15 protein-coding genes are annotated in these 20,229 nt (G+C 39.7%); 5 read left to right on the forward strand and 10 right to left on the reverse strand.

Annotated elements, in window-relative coordinates; translation table 11 throughout:
• The first annotated feature begins 139 nt into the window (after positions 1-139).
• Complete coding sequence (locus AOM43_RS12705) at positions 140-1,486, forward strand: MATE family efflux transporter (RefSeq protein WP_013925728.1); 1,347 nt, start codon at positions 140-142, stop codon at positions 1,484-1,486.
• Here the strand turns inward: AOM43_RS12705 and AOM43_RS12710 are convergent.
• The 4 genes from AOM43_RS12710 to AOM43_RS12725 all read right to left on the reverse strand — a co-directional run bounded on the left by AOM43_RS12710 (position 1,476) and on the right by AOM43_RS12725 (position 5,324).
• Positions 1,476-2,207 (reverse strand): amino acid ABC transporter ATP-binding protein, encoded by a 732-nt coding sequence (locus AOM43_RS12710; RefSeq protein WP_059360575.1) that lies wholly within the window; start codon positions 2,205-2,207, stop codon positions 1,476-1,478. The two genes, AOM43_RS12705 and AOM43_RS12710, sit on opposite strands and share 11 nt — an antisense overlap.
• Positions 2,197-2,949: an amino acid ABC transporter permease gene (locus tag AOM43_RS12715; RefSeq protein ID WP_013925726.1), complete on the reverse strand. Its 753-nt coding sequence runs from the start codon at positions 2,947-2,949 to the stop codon at positions 2,197-2,199. Before AOM43_RS12715 ends, AOM43_RS12710 begins: the two co-directional genes overlap by 11 nt.
• A gap of 18 nt (positions 2,950-2,967) precedes the next feature.
• Entirely contained in the window at positions 2,968-3,783 is an 816-nt protein-coding gene (locus AOM43_RS12720) for a transporter substrate-binding domain-containing protein (RefSeq protein ID WP_006340466.1), read from the reverse strand.
• Positions 3,784-3,866: 83 nt separating this feature from the next.
• Complete coding sequence (locus AOM43_RS12725) at positions 3,867-5,324, reverse strand: DegQ family serine endoprotease (protein WP_006340464.1); 1,458 nt, start codon at positions 5,322-5,324, stop codon at positions 3,867-3,869.
• A 117-nt stretch (positions 5,325-5,441) separates the two neighbouring features.
• Between AOM43_RS12725 and AOM43_RS12730 the strand changes: the two genes are divergently transcribed.
• The 3 genes from AOM43_RS12730 to mnmA all read left to right on the forward strand — a co-directional run bounded on the left by AOM43_RS12730 (position 5,442) and on the right by mnmA (position 8,493).
• Complete coding sequence (locus AOM43_RS12730; RefSeq protein ID WP_226987536.1) at positions 5,442-5,969, forward strand: hypothetical protein; 528 nt, start codon at positions 5,442-5,444, stop codon at positions 5,967-5,969.
• A 98-nt stretch (positions 5,970-6,067) separates the two neighbouring features.
• Positions 6,068-7,360, forward strand: coding sequence for a dicarboxylate/amino acid:cation symporter (locus AOM43_RS12735; RefSeq protein ID WP_013925724.1), 1,293 nt, complete (start codon positions 6,068-6,070; stop codon positions 7,358-7,360).
• 5 nt (positions 7,361-7,365) lie between these two features.
• Complete coding sequence (mnmA, locus tag AOM43_RS12740; RefSeq protein WP_006340461.1) at positions 7,366-8,493, forward strand: tRNA 2-thiouridine(34) synthase MnmA; 1,128 nt, start codon at positions 7,366-7,368, stop codon at positions 8,491-8,493.
• 279 nt (positions 8,494-8,772) lie between these two features.
• Here mnmA and AOM43_RS12745 read toward each other — a convergent pair whose 3' ends face one another.
• From AOM43_RS12745 to AOM43_RS12765, 5 genes are all read right to left on the reverse strand, one after another.
• A complete protein-coding gene (locus tag AOM43_RS12745; RefSeq protein WP_059360579.1) occupies positions 8,773-13,764 on the reverse strand; it encodes an RHS repeat-associated core domain-containing protein in 4,992 nt (1,663 codons plus the stop codon).
• Positions 13,765-13,795: 31 nt separating this feature from the next.
• A complete protein-coding gene (locus AOM43_RS12750) occupies positions 13,796-14,542 on the reverse strand; it encodes a glycosyltransferase family 2 protein (protein WP_013925722.1) in 747 nt (248 codons plus the stop codon).
• Positions 14,543-14,583: 41 nt separating this feature from the next.
• Positions 14,584-15,144, reverse strand: coding sequence for a peroxiredoxin (locus AOM43_RS12755; protein WP_226987537.1), 561 nt, complete (start codon positions 15,142-15,144; stop codon positions 14,584-14,586).
• Positions 15,145-15,245: 101 nt separating this feature from the next.
• Positions 15,246-16,022, reverse strand: a complete 777-nt coding sequence (locus tag AOM43_RS12760; RefSeq protein ID WP_100067483.1) for a hypothetical protein — start codon at positions 16,020-16,022, stop codon at positions 15,246-15,248.
• Positions 16,012-16,797: a hypothetical protein gene (locus AOM43_RS12765; protein ID WP_013925719.1), complete on the reverse strand. Its 786-nt coding sequence runs from the start codon at positions 16,795-16,797 to the stop codon at positions 16,012-16,014. The genes AOM43_RS12760 and AOM43_RS12765 overlap by 11 nt, the downstream gene beginning before the upstream one ends.
• Positions 16,798-16,931: 134 nt before the next feature.
• Between AOM43_RS12765 and hemB the strand changes: the two genes are divergently transcribed.
• Positions 16,932-17,966, forward strand: a complete 1,035-nt coding sequence (gene hemB / locus AOM43_RS12770; protein ID WP_059360581.1) for a porphobilinogen synthase — start codon at positions 16,932-16,934, stop codon at positions 17,964-17,966.
• Positions 17,967-18,009: 43 nt separating this feature from the next.
• Here the strand turns inward: hemB and AOM43_RS12775 are convergent, their stop codons facing one another.
• A complete protein-coding gene (locus AOM43_RS12775) occupies positions 18,010-20,160 on the reverse strand; it encodes a YjbH domain-containing protein (RefSeq protein WP_013925717.1) in 2,151 nt (716 codons plus the stop codon).
• Positions 20,161-20,229: the final 69 nt, after the last annotated feature.

A 20,229-nucleotide genomic window follows, 5' to 3' on the forward strand; every position in this document is an offset into this window, starting at 1 on the left:
ATTTCTAAAATTAGTTTATAATGGTAAATGGGTTATGAAGAAAATAGTGAAAATAGCATTTTTTATTTTAAGTTGATCTCGATTGTCGTAATCGGTACTCTACTGATTCCAAATAAGTTAGACGAATAGGGAATTTTTTATGGATTTGACAAAAGGGGAAGTGCCTTCATTGGTGCGAAAAATTGCAATTCCCGCAGCTTTAGGCTTTTTTTTTAATACGATGTTTAATGTCGTAGATACTTATTTTGCAGGATGGGTTTCTACGCAGGCTTTAGCAGCCTTATCGTTAAGTTTCCCTGTTTTTTTCATTATTTTAGCTTTTGTACAAGGAATTTCAACAGGATCTGCCGCTTTGATTTCAAATGCTTTAGGAGCCAAAAATGAAGCACAGGCAGAAAGAATTTCTGCACAAGTTTTGAGTTTTGCAGCCATGTGTTACTGTTTCCTTGTTGTCATCGGATTGTATGTTGATTCCTCCCTTTTCCAACTGATGGGAGCTGAAGGAGAATATCTAGAAATGGCTGTGGCTTATATGGATATTATTTTTATCGGATCATTTTTCTTTATTGTTCTTTATGCCGCGAACTCCATTTTATTGGCACGCGGAAATACTAAGGTTTTACGCAACTATCTGATTTTAGGATGTTTTATTAATGCGGTCTTGGACCCATGGTTTTTATTTGGAGGCTACGGCATCCCTGCAATGGGATTAAAAGGGATTGCAGTTGCGACTGTTTTTACGATGATGCTTGGCTTTTTTTATGTGCTTTACGAAGTGATCCAAAGTGGATATTTTCATGTGTGCTGTTGGAGAGATTTTATCCCCAAGCGCGATGTTTTTTTTGCTATTGCTGAACAAAGTTTTCCTGCCGCGCTCAACATGATGACAATTGGGATCGGGATTTTTATCATGACCTATTTTATTAAAGACTTTGGACATGAAGCCGTGGCTGCTTATGGAATTGGCATTCGGATAGAACAGATTACCCTTCTTCCTACTATTGGACTCACGGTGGCATCTCTTTCTATTGTTGGGCAAAACAATGGGGCTGGGATGATTGATCGCATTAGGGAAACCGTGCATGTTTCCATTAAATATGGTGCCCTCATTGTTTTTGTGGGATGTGTATTGATGAGTATCTTTCCGGAGCCGTTATTCAAGATTTTTTCTAATGACCCAAAAGTCATTCAAATAGGGTCAACATACCTGCGGATTGCGGCTTTGATTTCTGCCGCCTATATGTTGCTAGGGATTTATATTTCTGCTTTGCAAGGTATGAAAAAGCCCTTTTTCCCTTTTTTAGTGGGATGTATAAGGCAAATTATCTTGCCATGCCTGGTTTATTACTCGATGACACAGGTCTTGCATTTAGGCTTGTTAAGCATTTGGTGGAGTTGTTTTACCATTACCTGGTTGGGAGCCCTGATTACCGTGTTTTATACGCGTTGGGTTATTAAGCAAAAAACTCAAAAATTTAATATTTAAGGACTTGTTCCAAGTAGTATTGAATTTCTGGAGAAGCTGGATGGTCAAAAAATTGGGAGGTAGGTTTTGAATCCAAAACCTTTCCTTCCGAAAGAAAAAGAATCCAATCACAAATTTTACGGGCAAAGCTAATGTGATGTGTGACAATGATAAATTGCTTTCCCTCTTTTTTTAGTTCAACAATTAAATCTAAGACCTCAGAAGTCATGAGGGGATCTAATGCAGAGGTTGGCTCATCAAAGAGCAGCATACTGGGTTGAATGGCAATTGCGCGAATAATCGCGACTCTTTGACATTGGCCACCCGAAAGCTCGGCTGGCTTTTTATGCGCGTGCTTTGCCAATTCGAAGCGATTGAGAAGCGTCATAGCCTGTGAGTCGGCATCTTCTTTGGAATAGCCATGTACGCGATAAAGAGGGAGAGAAATGTTTTCTAAAGCGGTTAAATGGGGAAACAAATTCCAAGATTGAAACAAAATGCCTAATTTTAAGCGGTGCTGACGCAGCTGTTTTTCTTCGAAGATTAAAGGAACGCCATCAAAGTTAACGAGGCCACAAGTAGGAGACTCAAGACCGGCTAATATACGCAAAAGGGTTGATTTCCCACTGCCAGAAGGACCTAGTAGAGCGAGCGATTGAGCTTCCGGAATAGACAAGTTGATGTTTTTCAGAACCTTTTGCTTGTTATAGGCCTTCTCTAATTGCGTAATTTCAAGTTTCATAGCGGAACCTTTCTTCTAACTTTTTACTCAACAAAGATATTGGCAAAGTCAAAACCAGATAGCCAAGAGCGAGGGGAAAGAAGCTTTCCAAAGTGCTATAAGTGGCGCTATTGATTTGCTGTGCTGTGTTGGTTAATTCGTTAATACCAATGATTGATAGAAGGGAAGAATCTTTAATGATGGAAGCAAATTGTCCTGCTAAAGGAGGAAGCGTTTGGCTCACAGCTTGTGGAAAAATAATAAAACGATAGGTTTGAAAAGGTGTTAAGCAAATTGCTCTGGCGGATTCAAGTTGTGTACTGCTGATGCTTTCGATGCCCGCGCGGATCATTTCAGCAATATAAGCGCCACTGAACAATGACAAGGAAAGAACCCCAACAATTAAGCGATTTTCTAGACCCACGGCATGAGCCACCACATAATAAAAAACCAGAATTTGCACTAATAAAGGAGTGCCCCGAATAAATTCAATGTAGCCAGTCGCTAAGTAACGAAAAAATGGAATAGCAGAAAGCTTGGAAAAAGCTGCAATGCAGCCAATAATCAGACTCAAAATCAAGCAAATTCCGGATAAATAGACCGTGTTCAACCATCCTTTAAGAAATAATTCTCGGTATTCCCATACCGATGACCAGTCATAGGCTTGAGAATAAAAAATCGTGTAGCACAGAAGAGCCAAAAGAACAATAGCTAGCGAAAGTTGAAAAAATAAAGATATTTTATGCCAAATGGAAGTCTGCATGTCGGTTTCCTTAAATGCTTACATAAAAAAGGGAATGCCCATTTCTTCAAATGCGGCCATTTGCGGTCCTAGAAAGAGACGGCCCAATTTTTTGATGCCTCCTTCTTTCTTAAATTCCTTAAGGAATTGATTGACCTGCTCTAGGAGAGCTGTGTTTCCCTTTTTAATTCCAATGCCCCAATCTTCCTGAGTAAACGGATGAAGAAGCGCACGCGTGGTATTGGGATTTTTTTTCCAATTTTGAAAAACCGAAAGTTGATCGTAGATAAAAGCATCCGCTTTTCCTTGCACCACTTCCATTACACAGGACGTTTCCTTATCTAAAACAACCACTTGAGCTTGCGATAAATGCTTACGTGCGTAGACCTCGCCACTTGTGCCCGATTTGACCACAAATTTGAACTTAGATTGATTTCCCTCTGCAATAGAAGATAAGGGTGAATTTTTGCTGACCAATAGGCAAAGTCCTACAGAGAGATAAGGATTTGAAAAATCGATCGAAGCACTGCGCTGTTTGGTGATGGACATAGAGGAAATGATCAAGTCAATTTTGTCTGTTTTTAAGGCTGGAATGAGCCCAACAAAAGGGATGTTTTCAATTTTTACAGGACGATTTAGATAACGTCCCAATGCATACCCTATTTCGACGCTGATGCCTGCAGGCCTTCCTTCTTGATCAATCATCTCAAAAGGGGGATAAGCGAGCTCCATTCCAATCATTAATGGAGTTTCTTGAGCTCGAAGAGGGACAAAAAATATCCCAAAAATGAATAACCAAGACAGAATGCGAATGGGGCGCAGGGCAAGCATGATCTTTCCTTTCTGTTGAAGCATGTCAGCGCTGAACCTCAACAGCAGGTTGAAGCATCACGAAGAAAAGCTTAAAGGGAGAGAAGTATTTTCTCTCCCTTTTGTAATTAATCGACTTTAATAGAAACGAAGCGGGTAAATCCACCTTGCTTAATTAAGAGTAAAACAGGTTTTGAGGGATCGCTGTCTTTCAGAATTTGTTGGAATTCTGCCACAGTTGTCACCGTATTTTGATTTACAGCCACAAGAATGGCACCAGGGCGAATACCTGCAATATAGGCAGGGCTGCCGGGACGTACTTGTGTAATCAAAAGACCACCCTTGAGTCCTGAAATGCCCAACTTTTGGGCCGTCTCTGGTGTGATGTTTTCAACCTCTAGGCCAATTTTGTTGTCGGCGGCAATGAGTTGAGAAGGATGCTCAGGAAATGTTCCAACATCAATTGGAATTTCTAACGTTTTGCCTTCTCGTAAAATTGTTAAGTTCAGCTTTGTCCCTGGTTTCATAAAGGAAACAGCTTTACGTAAAGCTGAAATATGTGCGACGGGATGGTTGTCATATTTTAAGACAATATCGCCCTGACGCAACCCCGCTTTTTCTGCAGGGGATCCTTTAGAAATATCTGAGATTAAGGCACCTTCCATTTTGGTCAAACCAAAAGCTTGGGCGAGATTTTGATCAATCTTTTGCAAGGTGACGCCAATAAAGCCTCTTGTGGCTGAACCGCTCGAAATTAATTGATCCATAATATTTTGGGCGATGTTGCTTGGGATGGCAAAGCCGATGCCCATATAGCCCCCTTGATTGCTGACGATGGCTGTGTTGATTCCGACAACCTCCCCTTTCATATCTAAAAGAGGCCCACCAGAGTTACCTCGGTTAATAGCTGCATCTGTTTGAATGAAGTCTTCAATTGTTGCAATGTCTAGGTTATCCCGTCCTGTGGCGCTGATCACCCCGACTGTTAATGATGCTTGCAATCCCAGCGGATTTCCAATAGCAATGGCCCATTGACCTGGCTGCAATTCATCTGAATCGGCCAGTTTAAGATAGGGTAGACTTTCAGCTTCAATCTTTAGAACGGCAATATCGGTATTTTTGTCTTTACCAACAACTTTTGCGGGAAATTCACGCCCATCAACCAACATGGCCGTAATTTCCTTGGCGTCTGTAATCACGTGGTTATTTGTTAAAATATACCCATTATCAGAGACAATAAATCCAGAGGCTTGACCTACTTGATCTTGAGAAGATTTTTTCTCGTTCGATTTAGGTAATCCGAAGAATTGTTGCCAAAAGTTTTCATTAAATAAGTCTGTTTCATCTCGCTCTGATTTCTGAAAGGGAGATGAAGGTGCGATTTTGACGCGGATCGATACTACCGCTGGTGTTGCTTTTTTGGCCACATCCACAAAATCGAGAGCCATAATTTTGGGGCTTTCATGCTGCTGCTGAATTTCCGTCGTTGTGGCGGAAAAAGCAGGATGAACATACAGGGAAAAAGTCGTTAAAAGAAGACTGCAGAAAATTTTTTCAAATTGTGTAAAGGAAGATTTAAAATTCATAGCGCTGTTTGCTCCTATTGATTTTTATTTCTTTAAGAAATCATGATTCTATCTATTGATGGAAATTCATGCAATGCTCAAGCTTACGTGCAATCTATCTATTTTAATGGAATTTCTATGATTAAAATTCGCACGAGTATTGACCCTGCATTTAAACGAAAAAAATTACTGAGAGGCACCTTGATTGCCGGTTGCGGAGCCTTGATTTTATTTGCAGGTATGTTTCTTCCGCCCCTTCAGTTAGGCAAATGGGGATTGTGGATATTTCTTGTGGGAACTTTGTTGATAGCTTTAGGATTACTTCCTTATCGAAGACTGACTCTTTTAGAAACGACTCCTAATGAGCTGATACTTGAACAAGATGCTCTCTACTTTAATCAACGAGGTCATCCAGCTTTAATGATTCCGCTTGAAAGTGTGGAAAAATTGACCTGTGGTAAAGAAAGAGATCAGATCGGGTTATTTGTTTCTTTAAAGCGACCACTCCCTCAAAAGGTGCAGCTTTTATCAAATCGTTTAGATAATGAAAGTTGTCAGTGGGTAGGGAATACAAGTGCTATTTTTTTCCCTCATTTTAGCCGACGCTCCTGTAATTATTTGATCGAAGAGTTTCAGGAAATACACTCTTTAGATGAAGATGAATAAAAGTCTGCATTCAGCTGCATCTGACTCTTCCACTTAAAGATTTTTTCGTTTATAATTTTTACAGTTATAAATCTTTACACCTTCATTTACTTAAACTTATGAAAAACAACATCCTTTTTCAAGTATTTGGATCTATCTTTTTAGCTGTGATTGCTGGACTTATGACAGGCCCAGACCGAGCGATTTTTGGCGTGACATATCTTCAGTTGTTTACTTTGATTGGTCAACTTTTTTTGAATGCCCTGACTTTAGTTGTCGTTCCTCTTGTTGCCTCTTCCATTATCATCGGAACAGCTCGATTGGGTTCAGAAGGATCTTTTGGGAAATTGGGAGTTAAAACGTTTGGTTACTTCATGACAACAAGTTTGTTAGCGATTGTAACTGGTTGGTTATTAATGATGGCTTTCAGCCCGGGAAGTTTGCAAGAAAGTCCTGCCGCCTTGGTTTCTGTTGCCGAGAAAGCACGCTTAGTCGCATTGGAGCAGCAAACCCAAGGGAACGTTTTTAGCACAATTGAGCAAATTCTATTTAAAATTGTGCCTTCGAATATCTTAGCTGTGGCTTCTCAAGGTCAAATGCTTGGATTGATTTTTTTCAGTTTGTTGTTTGGATTCTTCAGTGCAAAAATTGAGCCTGAAGCAGCGTCGATTGTGCAAGGATTTTGGAGAGGAATTTTCCAGATTATGATGAAAATGACGCAAATGGTCATGAAGGCTTTGCCCATCGGCGTTTTTGGATTGGTGGCAAAAGTTGTGGCTAGCACAGGTTTAGATTCTGTAAAACCTGTTGGGATGTTTTTTTTAGTTGTGATCCTCGGGTTATTGATTCACGGATTGATTATCCTTCCGCTTATGTTACGTTTTATTGGGGGCGTAAATCCTTTCCTGCATTTTCGCGCCATTGCTCCCGCTTTATTAACGGCTTTTTCAACGAGCTCTACTGCCGCAACATTGCCAATTACGATTGACTGTGTGGAAAAACGTGCGGGTGTTTCTAACCGAATCTGTAGTTTTACAATTCCTTTAGCAAGTTCTGTCAATCTTTCCGGATCAGCCTTGTATGTATGCTGTGCGGTCCTTTTTTCTGCGCAAGTTTATGGGATTCATTTAAGCTTTGTTACTCAGCTATTAGTTGTTTTGATGACCTTGCTGACCTCCCTAGGAGTGGCAGGAATTCCTTCAGCTAGTTTGATCTCTGTGTTGATGATTTTACAGACCCTTGGATTACCTGCGGATGCCATTGGAATGATTCTAGCCGTTGAACGATTGCTGGACATGAGCCGCTCTGTCGTGAACGTATTTGGCAATACCTGCTGCGCCGTTTTGGTAGCCCGTTCTGAAGGAGAAGCAACAGATTTAATTAAACATCTTAAAACCTCGATTTCGGCGTGATTCCTATGTCATCTCAAAAAACTGTTGTCGTTGGAATGTCAGGAGGGGTAGACTCCTCGGTTTCTGCTCTTCTTCTGAAAGAACAAGGCTACAATGTCATTGGCATGTTTATGAAGAATTGGGATGAAACAGATGAAAATGGCGTTTGCCCAGCTACACGTGATTTTGAAGATGTTGTCAGAGTATGTGACCAAATTTCCATTCCTTACTACTCTGTGAATTTTGTTAAAGAGTATTGGGATAACGTTTTTTCCCATTTTATCGAAGAACTCAAGCAAGGGCATACTCCTAATCCGGATATCCTATGTAATCGGGAAATCAAGTTTAAAGTCATGCTGGATAAAGCTCTTCAATTAGGGGCTGATTTCCTCGCAACAGGGCATTATTGTCGCAATTATCTCGCCGAGAGCCATACCCAGTTGCTCAAGGGGCTAGATCCTGGCAAAGATCAAAGCTATTTTTTGTATGCGATTTCTCAACGTGCATTGCATCGTGCTTTATTTCCAATTGGAAATTTACAGAAAAGTGAGGTACGGGAGATTGCGCGAAAACATGGACTTTCCACTTCAGAAAAAAAAGATAGTACGGGTATCTGTTTTATTGGTAAAAGAGACTTTAAACAGTTTTTAGGGCAATATCTGTCTTTTCAAAAAGGGAACTTTGAAAATGTTAAAGGAGATGTTGTAGGACAACACGATGGAGTTGCTTACTATACCATTGGACAACGCAAAGGTTTAGGCATTGGAGGCCAAGGGGATGCTTGGTTTGTCGTTGGGAAAGATGTGGAGCGAAATGTTGTGGTGATTGATCAAGGAACCCACCATCCCGCCCTTTATGCCAGCACTTTGACGGCGACCGATTTACACTGGCATTCTCCGGAACTCCCTAAAACGCCTTTTACTTGCCGAGCGAAGATTCGCTATCGACAGACTGATCAAGATTGCGTGATTGAAAAAATGAGCGAAGGTAGAGTCGAGGTTCGTTTTCCGATTCCTCAGCGTGCGATTACTCCGAGGCAGTCGATTGTTTTTTATGACGAACATGTTTGTTTAGGTGGAGCGATCATCGAAAGGGCTGGACCTACCTTGCACGAGCTAGGCTTAAGCGTCCCTATCCAAAGCGAATCTTTCTAAATTTGCCGCTCCAATTGCTTAGAGCGGCAAATTCTAAAACTAGCGACTGGCTTCGACGAGTTTTTGAGTTGTGACTTCATAAACAAGCTCTAGAGACTATTTTGGACTACGATCTCTATCTAGCCAATTAATGGTTCTTTGCAAATCATTAATCACATCCATGCAAAGACCTTCGTTTTCTCGATTGGTGATTCTGTGCACAAGCTATACTAAACGTGGACAAAAGGCTATGAATGAAGCGGTTTTTTTTCTTCAGTTTTTACTGAGTTTTAATGATCTTTAATAATCAGGGCTTGGGTAGCTTTGCAGAAATTTAATTCCCAATATCTTGAGAAGATCTGTATAAGTTACCCACCCGATCAAATGGTCAATGAGAGGGATTCCTTTTAGGGTTCCCACATAGCTGACATTCGAAGTTTGGGAAAAAATTCCTTTAATATAGCCTACAGGGTCAAATAAAGACACTCCATCTCGCTTGCTAACGTAGTTGAGGACATTTTCAAAACCTTGATTAGAAAAAAGCGTGGGAGATCCTATCGTAAAAATTCTCAACATCCGCTTCTCTTCAGGTGTTAGTAATTGAGCAGCCGTAAAAGTATCTGTACCGCCTAAACTGTGTGCATAATGGATAATGAGGCCCCCATTTTCGGTTCCACCCATCTCTTGAATCATGTCTTTCCAGGTACGTGCGAGCTGTCGAACATGGGGAGAAAGGTACCCAATTTTTGACATGAAGGCTTGTAATAAATCAGGAAAAAGACCTTGGGTGGGGCGAAAGACATAATGAATATTTTCTCCTCCATGCGTTTCAGATACAATCCGCAGGGTCGAACTAAAATCTTCGTACGTATTTAATATTCCATTGATCATGGTGACTCGTACTTGATCACTAAATTCTCCATGCCCATAGGTGCCAGTTTCAGAAGGATAAATATAAAAGCCTGTCAAATTAAAGAAAGGGCGTGCGATGAGGTGCTCAGAGCATTTTTTTAAACAACGTTTTAACGAAGATGATCCAAAAGGTAATGCGAGCCATTGGGTGAAATTTGCATATTTCTGAAAGGCTGTTTTGAGTGAAAATAGCCCATATAAATCGACATGATTAAGAGGGTTATTATTGACATAGGTGTAAAAATTTGGAGAGTCTGCGCGTAAGGGATCTGGAGTAAGCCAGCGTCCGTTTTTAGGATCATAAAATCTTTTTCCAAAGAAAATCAATTGCGTTTCGTCTTCTCGATATTTACTAGAAAATCTCCAAGGATTTGCTGATGGGCTCAATGGCACTTGTTCATTTTTTGCATTGTAAATCTGTTCCTCTCCAAAAGCAGAATATTGGTAGCTTTCCACAATCTCAGCTGTTTCAGTATCGACTAAACAAGTGATAGAGCCTCGATGATCACAAATAGGAGCGTACACATGGCCGTGAATTTCCAAGGCAATAGCAGCTCCAATTTCAGCTCCCATTCCCTGACCTAAAATGCGTAGTTTTTGGATATTGCCTTCTGGATCGATTTCTCCAATTTCACGGTCTTCGTCGTATAAAAAGTGGATTTGATGGTGTGTTTGCCATTCATTTTCCGAAACATTAAAAACTTTAATAAGCTTAGAAAGACGTCGATTGAAACAGTCATATTGATATTCGATGAGATATTGATGATCTGTTTTGAGTTGAATTAAACGGTCTAAAGCATCGTAAGTATAGGAAATATGTTGTTGACTTTGAATTTGAGCTGTACAGTTTCCATTGGGATCATACTCAAAAGATTGCTCAGAAGTATCTAAAAGTTGAAATAAATCGTCATATTGATATGCGATATGATCTTTTTCCTGACATTGGAATAGGGAATCAAAAAGATAAGAATGCTCGAAGTAAGAAGATTCCTCCTGGATGAGCTGGTCCAAGCAATCATACGAATACTGCGCATTTAAAGTCTCATTGTTGTGAGTGATGATGGTTGCTTTAAGATTATCTGCAGTATCATAAAATAATTTTTCCTTAAAAAAAGGAGAATTGATCTCTTCACAGCGTCCGTCCTTATTATACTGATAATGGATTGTTCCCAATCCTTGAATCAATTCCGAAGTTTCCAATTGTCCATGGATATCGAAAGAATAAGTATGCTGATAGCAAATTTTTCCTGATGGTGAGACACGTTGAACTTTCTTAAGAAAAAGAGGGTTGTAGGTATAAATAACAGCTGAATCATCAGGAAGAATGACTTTAGTCTTTCTTCCTTTGGCATCATATTCATGGATCATCTGAAGACCGTTACCTAGTTCTTCATCAGTAAGAAGACCCGTAGAAGAGTAGGTTCTTTTAGTCGTCTGCTTTAAGCGATGATCAATCAATTGGGTAATCCGGTTTGCTGAATCGTAGGCATAGGAATAATCAATGGTTCCGTCTGAAGAGAATAAATGCTCGATCAAACCCCTGCCATTATAGATGGCCATAAGTTCAACGCCATTAGGCTTGATTGTTTTGACGAGTTTGTCCTTGTCGTAGATGTAATAGGTCGTACGCTGACAAGCAAGACCACTTCCTTCTATATGCTTGAGCAAGTGGTTACCAGGGCCGTACTCCCATTCATGGATAATTGAATTTTTATCATTTTGCGATTTTTGCCAAATTTTGTTTCCGACAAGGTCATAACGATATTCCTGCTTAAACAATAATTCTCCAGAAGAGGATGTTTTGGTCAATGCCACCATTCTTCCTAGTGCATCGTAAAGCAAGCTGATGAGGTTTCCATTTTTATCTGTCTCTTCAAGCAGCAAAACATTTTGACCCAGGGAATTCACCCATCGTTTTTCGTTTAAAGGTTTTTTAGTCGACGTGTCAGTTTTGGTTTCATACAAAATTTTGCCTTGCTGGCTTTCTACTACTGAACCTTTTTGATGATAAATAGTCTTCGTATAATATTCTTTGTTGGGGGCGATCCATTCCTCGGTAGAGACAAGTTGTTCGGTTGCATCGTAATGACAAATCGTATGAACAGATGTATCGGCTGTATGTTGAATTTGTCCAATTTGTTTGCCAGAAGGGTCATACAAGTGATCAATGACGACTCCTGAAGGCGCGATTACCGTCTTTAAGTTGCTTGTAGAATAAATGGCTTGAGTGCCTTGTATGAGAACACTTTGAGCATCAAGTAAGCTAGCTTTGGTGACCCTTCCTAAAAAATCTCTTTCGTAAACAATTGAGCACCCATTTTTCATGTTCCATCTTTTTAAAGACCCATCTAAAGAATATTCAAATGACTCCTCAGAGAGATCTGGATAGGTAATTTTTAACGGCTTTCCTCGAATATTGTAGGTCGTAGATGTCATTTCTCCTTTGGGACTAACCATGGAGGTAATGTGATCAAAAATATCGTAAGAATATGTTAAAACAGGGTGTATCTTTTCTCCTTGTTCATTTTCAACAGCAGGAGAGATGGTTTTTACCAAACGATTCAATCCATCATATTCAAAGGAGGTGGCATTGCCATACCCATCATCTTCGGAAATTTTATTCCCTTGCAGATCATATGAAAATACCGCCATTTTTGATAATCGCGCAGAAGAAAAAAGTTCTTGTCGAATGAGACGGTTTCGAAAATCATAATGATTCACAACTTCTTCCGAATCCCCTGATGGTAGTGTTTTTTTATTCAAAAGGATGTTGCCATAAAGATCGAATTTATATTCTTGAGTCCAAGAGGGCGTTGCCACATACGTTAAATTACCCAGATGATCATAGTCTTGAACTTCGGAAAAACTGAAATTTTGATGGCTGTTGAAAATATCTCTACGGATCAGTTTATGATTTGTGGAATAAAAATGCTGAATCCTTTTGATCAGATGTTCTGTTTGATCACTTAGATCGAGATATTTCTCTTCAATGCTATCAGTAAGCCCTACAAAAGGACCTGATTGGAATAAATGGATGTAAGTGATCTGTCTTTCAGAGACGTGTTTTAAATCATCGGGATCATATGAAGAACCATCATCGGTGATAGTTTTAATCAAGATATCATCAGCGTTGTAGTCATAAAACTCTCTTATGCGAATTCGTTCTTGATCATGGTAGAATTTACCTTTTAGCAAGTGATTATCATAAACAAAGGATAAAGAAGAACCGTTATCTCCTTTAATTTGAACGAGATTGTTATCTTTGTATGTATAGTAAGAAGAGTAATGTTCAATAGCGGGGTTCTTCGGGATGCCGTGTTCGTCTAGGATAATGGGACTAGGACAATGACCTGACAAATTTCCATACAACGTTTCTTGAATTAAGCTTCCTTCTTCATTGTAAAGGTAGCGTTGACAGAGCCAAACGTTTCCTTGACTATCTTCAATCGTCTTTCCAATAGGTGCTTGGATTTTTAAGTTGCTATCCCAATAATACTTCTCCGTGCGATATAAAATGGGATCTTGGACATCATCTTTCAAATAATATTCGACAGCGGTAATCTGGCCATAGCCATTGTAGTGATACGTGGTCTGATTGTTTAGAGCATCAAAAACTTCTGTTTTACCTGGCGAATAAACCAAGGACACGGTTTTAACAGGTGTTTTATCTATGCCATGTGGTTGCCATTGGCATTTGATCTTACCGCAACTAAAATTTCTTAATGGACCCTCTTTAGAAGGAATAGAATCTATTTCTTCCTGATCATAATATTCTGTTTGAACAAAATAGCCTTCAGACCCTTCTTTGTGTATCAAAAGCATCTTTTTTTCAAGAGGGTGCTCTTGATATTGATATCTCCAAACCAATCCGGAGGGGAGTTTTGCTTCTTCTAAAAGATGAAAAATTTGATTTTTAGAATTTGTATGAGAAGCATAAGAGTATTTTAGGTTTTGTCCGTCATGACTTTTGACATGGCATTGTAGTGGATGATCCTGAGTGTAAGAAAAGGTAATCTGTTCATCATGATTTGAATGAATTTTGATTAAACGACCTTGAGCATCATATTCAAGCTGATTATTTACTTTTTTATCGTTTGAAGAGCTTTGATAATGGGGATAGTTAAATTGCCAACCGTGTTCCCAAGGACTCGTTGCGCGTTCTTGAGGGAAGTAAATACGTTTTAAAGTTAATGAAGAGGCTCCGCTGGTAGCCAAATCTGTTTCCGCTTCGTAAAGCGTACCGTTGATAACATTGATGGCATGATGAAGGTAAAGATGAACAGGGTCGTTTTCAATATGTTCAGGAGTAGATAAAGAAGTCTGAAACGAAAAAATTCGGCAGCAAAGCGTTAGAAATAAAAATAAAAATATGTGTTTCATAGTTGTAATTAAGCAAGTTAAAGGCTAAAGATTAGCATTTATCGCTTTTATTGGCTTCATAGAGTTTCAGGTACTTATAAAAAGCTGTATTGGCATTGTATGTAGAAATGACAAAACCTTCATAGCCACCCATAAAACCTCTTTTTAGAATATAGCTTTTAAAAAAGGCAAAAGAGCCGTGGAGAATAGCTTTAGTGATGGAAGAAGATTTTTTCCCCTGATTTTGTTTGGCAAATAATTCAGAATAGGATTGCATTTTGCTTAAAAAATCGGAGAGGGAGCCATAAGAATAATGGATAAGAGGAGATTGCAAGGCAATTTTTGTTAGCTGATCTGTTTGAATAGCCTCGTGAACTTGAGCATTGGTAAAACTGGTTTTTTTGCGATGATATAAGCGGTATTGACGGTCAGGATACCAGCCACACCAGCGAATAAACTTTCCGTTAAAATAGTTATGGCGGGGAAAAGAATAGACACAGGTATCGGAAAGAGGAGTTTGTTTAATTTCGGCAATCATCTCTGGTGTGACAATTTCATCGCTATCGATCGATAGGATCCAATCATTTTTAGCTAAATGAGAAGCGTGGTTGTGTGTGGGGCCGAATCCGCTAAAAATTCCTTGATGAATAGAAACATTCGAAAATTGTTTAGCAATTTCTAATGTTTGGTCGCTTGAACCATTGTCAAAGATGACCACTTCATCAAATGGAGAGAGAGGTTCTAAAACCTCTCGTAGATACTTTTCGCTATTTTTTGTGAGGATGGTTACACTAATCATACAATCGTCATTTGTTGCTGGAGAATAGGAAGTCTAAAATATCAGGAATCGTGCTTCTTTTCCAAAGATTCTTTCTCGATCTTTTTTATGATTTCAATCGGAAAATCTATATCTCCTTCTTCGAAATCCTCCACAACTTTTTGTACAGCTTGATAGACCCTGTCAAAATGGCCTTCAATATTAACAGGACGTTCAATCCAGCGGATAATTCCATCCATATCGATCACAAAAGTTGTCCGTTCTGGAGTTTTGATTGTTTGCCCATTTTCTACTTTTTCTCTTAGGGTGTCAAATTTCTGAGCTAGATCCAAATTATCATCACACAGTAATGTGAAATTGAGTTTGTGCTTGCTGATAAATTTCTGGTGAGATTCTGCTGTATCAGGGCTGACACCTACGACAAGCGTATTAAGTTTATCTAGGTCATCCATTCTATCGCGGAATTCGCAAGCTTCTTTCGTACAACCAGGCGTGTCATCTTTTGGGTAAAAGTACAAAACAAGAGGGCTGCCAATTAAATCTTCTTCGGTAACTTCAAAGCCTTCTTGATCTTTAATCTTAAACTGCGGAAGGCCGTCTCCCACATTCACTCTGTATTTCATGATGACCTCTTTGTGTTTAAATGGATTTATGACAAAGATCATAGAAAGAAGCATGTTGGTCGTCAATCATATTTTTTTTAACGATCTGAAAACGAGATTGTTTAACTGTTATCTCGAATGAGTTTTTTCCAATAGGATTGATTATTCGGGGAAAGGGAGGGGGTGAGATCTTTATAGCGCACAGGCCATTCATGAAAGGTTTGTGTATCAACAAAAGCTATTTTCCCATCTTTGGAAAAGGGGATATTGTCTATTTTAACGCAATCATGAAGCCCAATATTCTTTAGGATGATAAAAAGACCTTCGAGATATGTTTGTGTAACAGAATCACTTTTCCAATATTCTGCATTTTCCTTATCAGAAAAGAGGCTCATATCTTCTTCAACAAGAATAAAATTTTTTCTTAAAAATTCTTCAGGCGGGGCAGGATCTTCAGGCAAATTATAAATCCATTTTTTTGGCACTTTAAAATGGGTTTGAAGTCCAAGTCGGAGAATTTCCTGTTCAATTAATTGAGCTCCATGGATACGCATTAACCAATATTCGTATTCAGGAAGTTGTTTGTAGTATTTTTGAGCATCGACATAAAGCTTAAAAATGTATCCAGGAAAGTCTGGATGGGTTGTAACGAGAAGGCGAGTGAATTTGCGCGGTTTACATTTTTTAAAGCCCGCCTGTTCCAGAGTTTTAAGATTTAGAATGACTCGATCGGAAGAAAATAGTTGATCTAGACTTTCTCGAATGGGGTGATCGTTAGGCAGCAAGTGAGGAGCGACTTTTTTCCAAATGGGCTTTTCGAGGTATTGGGGAATCTCACTGTAAGTTTGAAATGTTAGACAGCATAGAGTGATGATGAGAGTTAGCATTTTAAAAATCAAGGAGGAGCCCTCCATACCAACCACTGCCGGTTCCGACGTTTTCTCCCCAAATGTGATGAAAATATCCACCTCTGAGATAGAACATGGAGGTTATTTGCACCAAACTTTCACACTCAACTTTTAGCAAGCGATAATTGGGTTCGAGTAAAATGGACGGCCCCGAAAAAGGCTTTGTTCCATTAAATACACCGTAGTCTAAATGTAATCCTCCTGAAGCTTGGAGCCAAGACAGTAAATCATAGCCAATTCGGATATTCGCACGAATTTGATCAGAAGGAAATCCACTATAAAGACGATATCCAACCAAAGATTCGACCCAACCAGGATGTTGATTAAACTGAAAATATTGGATGGCATGCAAATCAAATTCAGAGCCAAAACGTCCGTATCTTAAGGAGTCCTTGGCTTTTCCAACCGGAATTAAGAGAAGAACTTGGCTCGAAATTTCAAATGCTTTCCAGCAGCTGAAGGCATGCCTCCAACCAATTTCAACATCTTGAAAACCAATGGTTTTCCCATTCATGCTCTCATCGATGCAGGAATAAGCAGCCCATCCGATCAGTGTATCGCGACTTGTTAAACCATATTTAAGATTAGCCGCTTCTGTTTGAGCTCTAAAATCATTATAAGTGGGGAGTCGTTTTCCTTTTCTGTTCCAAAAATGGTCTGTTTTGTAAGCTAGGTAATCTAGAGACGCAACGAATTCTCCTTTTTCCTTAATAAAGGATTCAGCATGGAGAATTTCGAGCATCGCAAGAAAAAGGATCGAAAACAAAAAGATATTCTTGAAAAGCATTGGGTGACAAAATTTAAATTTAAAAATATAAATTTACATCTAGCACAAGATTGTCGTTTTGTCTAGCAACTGAATAAAAAAAATGGATAAGAGTTGTGACTAAAGGATTTGCTATGCTAATACAACCCTCATTGAATCTTGAAAAAAAAATTCCGATTCTGGTGGATAAACGTTTAAGAAGGAATCGTCGAACTCCCGCTATACGTGCACTTGTCCAAGAAAATTATCTGCAAGCCCAACAGCTTGTAGCGCCTTTATTCATATTGGAAGGAAGAAATCGGGAAGAGCCCATTGCAAGTATGCCGGGTATTTCTCGCCTATCTATCGATTTGTTAATTCAGAAAATTATCAAACTATATGAGTTAGGTATTCGAGCCGTGGATCTTTTTCCTGTGATTTCAGCAGATGCGAAAGATACATTTGGTTCAGAAGCTATTCGTGAAGGCAATCTACTACAACAGGCCGTTTATGAAATCAAAAATGTTCTACCTGAACTATGTGTTATGGTCGATGTTGCCTTGGATCCCTACACAGATCATGGTCATGATGGATTAGTAGATGATAAAGGAGCCATTCTCAATGACGCGACCCTAGAAGTTTTAGCTCGAATGTCCATTTTGGCCGCCGATGCGGGTGCAGACATTATTGCACCTAGCGATATGATGGATGGTAGAGTGGCACACATTAGAAAAGTATTAGATGCGCATGGGCATATCGAAGTGAGTATTTTAGCCTATGCCGCTAAATATGCTTCGGCTTTTTATGGTCCTTTTCGCGATGCCCTTCAGTCAGCGCCCAAATTTGGGGATAAAAAAACATATCAGCTAAATCCAGCCAATTCCAGAGAAGGAATTCGAGAAAGTTTATGTGATGAAGAAGAAGGGGCTGATTTCTTGCTTGTCAAACCCGCTTTGGCCTACCTAGATCTGATTTATCGAATAAAAGAAGTCTCCCACTTGCCAATTGCGGCCTATCATGTCAGCGGGGAATATGCCATGATTATGGCAGCAGCTGAAAGAGGCTGGATTGATGGAGATCGTATTTTGGCGGAAAGCTTAATTTCTATCAAAAGAGCAGGAGCAGATTTTATTTTGACATATGGGGCGGAGCGGATGGCAGAGTTGCTGAAGTCAGGATGGAATTTTTAATCTAAAATTTTGGAGCAGAGAAAGTCATTCTCTTTCTCTGCTGTTAATCTTGTCGACTTTCCCGAATAGTTCTGAAGAGGGAATCGCCTGTAAATGCGAATACCCCAATATCCCTCAACCACGCAGATAAGCCATAGCCCCAACGTTTCCGGTCACTATGCGTATATAAGATATCCAAAGGCATTGATACTGCTACTCCACGATCTTGGTAACGAGATCCATTGATGTAATCTTTAGCGCTGGTGCGCGTATACCAAAAAGAAACCTGTAAACCACTATCAAAATAGCGGGTTACTTCGAAACGGGTTCCCCAGTCATTGGCTAAAAATTTCCCCCATTTCACATGAAAATCCATATTTAAAGGTTTGCAGTCATAATGCAGGTTTGCAAAATACTGCTTTCCTAAAAACCTTTTGTAAGTTGGCACAAATCCCTTCAGCTTTCGAATTTTGTTGGTAAAGCCAACGCCATGGTAAGATCGTTTTTTTAATACGGCACCCTCTATCCCAATCGCAAAAGGAGAGCAAACTGGATAAAATAAGACTTCCGATGCAATTCCTCCATAGGCTTCTTCAAATAATCCTGTGGAGACACGCGAAAACCATCCTCTTCCCATGTTCCAATTTTTTTGAAGATAAGCTTGATCCAGAGTAATTCCCTTTTGTTGGTAATAACGAATCACATCTGTGCGCACATTAATGAGCTGGGAAGGATTCAGGCGGTCCATATCCTTGATATCCCCCAAATTTGAGGCAAAGGCATATCCTAATAAAACCGTATAGTAAACATCTCCAAGTAGATAGCCGTCAAAAGCGATATTTAATCCATATAAATACTTAAATTTTCCGGAAGAACTCCCAAAGAATGTATGCATTTTTGGAAATAGCTCAATATTAAATAGATCGCGCGGTTTTTCAAAGATTACGCGGCTACATGCAGGACTTGAGAAGCTGACATCACATAGGGGACTCAAAACATTTAATTCGGGAGTCGCGATCTCTTTAGCTGCAAAATCGTGTAGAAAACGGACTGCGAAGTGGTATTCTTGTAAGGGAAGTCCTTCAGCTTCAATAACCACAATAATATGGTCGATATTGGTAGGAGAAAGATGAGAGAGCAGGTGGTTTAAGCGTGTTCGAACTTCACATTGCGTGCGATAAACGCGGTTTTCTACATGAATGCGAAGCGTCGTTTGCCCATAGCAGTCGGGTGAAATACTCATTTTGATAAGGTCAAAGCCTTGCTCGTCAAAAGGGTAGATCAAATCTTGAATCATCGCCATCTCAGGGCGTCTATCCCCAAGCGGCTCAATATTTTGTGGAGCCTGATAAGGAATGGGGTTATTAATTTTTGGGAAAAATCCTTTGGTTGTTCCAAAATTGTAGTTGGCTGAAGCCGAAAAAGCGAGCTTGCTCCCTCGTACTTGGCCAACTGAGAAATCAAAAATATCCCATAAGCGATACTTGATTCCAAAGTTAAATGAAGATTTTTTATCTCTACCGTGCGGGTGTTTCTCAATGCGATGATCATGATAGGGGATGGCGTCGTATTCTGCGACGAGCGCGAAATTTTTCAAAAGTGGACTACAATGCTGTCGGAAAGGGATCCAATGGACACCTCCAAAAAGACCGCGGATGCGATGCCAACCCCAGCCTAAGCTAATCTCAAGATTTTGAGGCAGAAAGACCTGTGTAAAAACGAAATAACGCGCTTTAAAGGCGCTGGTGCCCATAAAATCTTCTAAACCAAAGGCTAGTCCTGGCAGAGAATAGTCGCTATCCTCGGGCTTCAAAATCGCAAATTTGACGTTTGCTCCTTTATCAGAAAGATCACCAAATCCATAAGGACTCAAAATGGGATCTCGGATGCCTCTAAACACGCGATAATTACCGGAGATTTCTAGCCGATCTAAAACTTGAAAGCGCAGATTGTAAGTATGATAAGGAGGAACATAAGAGAAGCCTGCTCCAATTTCACCCTCTTGGCCCATGCGAGCTGAAGGCATGTTTAGATAGCCTCCTTGCAGCAAGTGATTGAAAAAGATTGGCATGCGGTCGTTAATGCGACGATTCCAGTAGTCAACAATCAGGAGGTCGTCGAAAAGATTTCCTGAAGCTGTTGGAGCTGTCCAAGTTGTGGAAAAAGCAGAAGAAAACACAAACATGAAATAGAAGAAGTAAAGAATGTGTTTCATATGTTTCAATTTAGACTTAGAAAAGTTGCGATTTGAGAGTATTACATTACCTATAGAAGCAGGAAATTG

Source organism: Parachlamydia acanthamoebae (assembly GCF_000875975.1).
Taxonomy (GTDB): domain Bacteria; phylum Chlamydiota; class Chlamydiia; order Chlamydiales; family Parachlamydiaceae; genus Parachlamydia; species Parachlamydia acanthamoebae.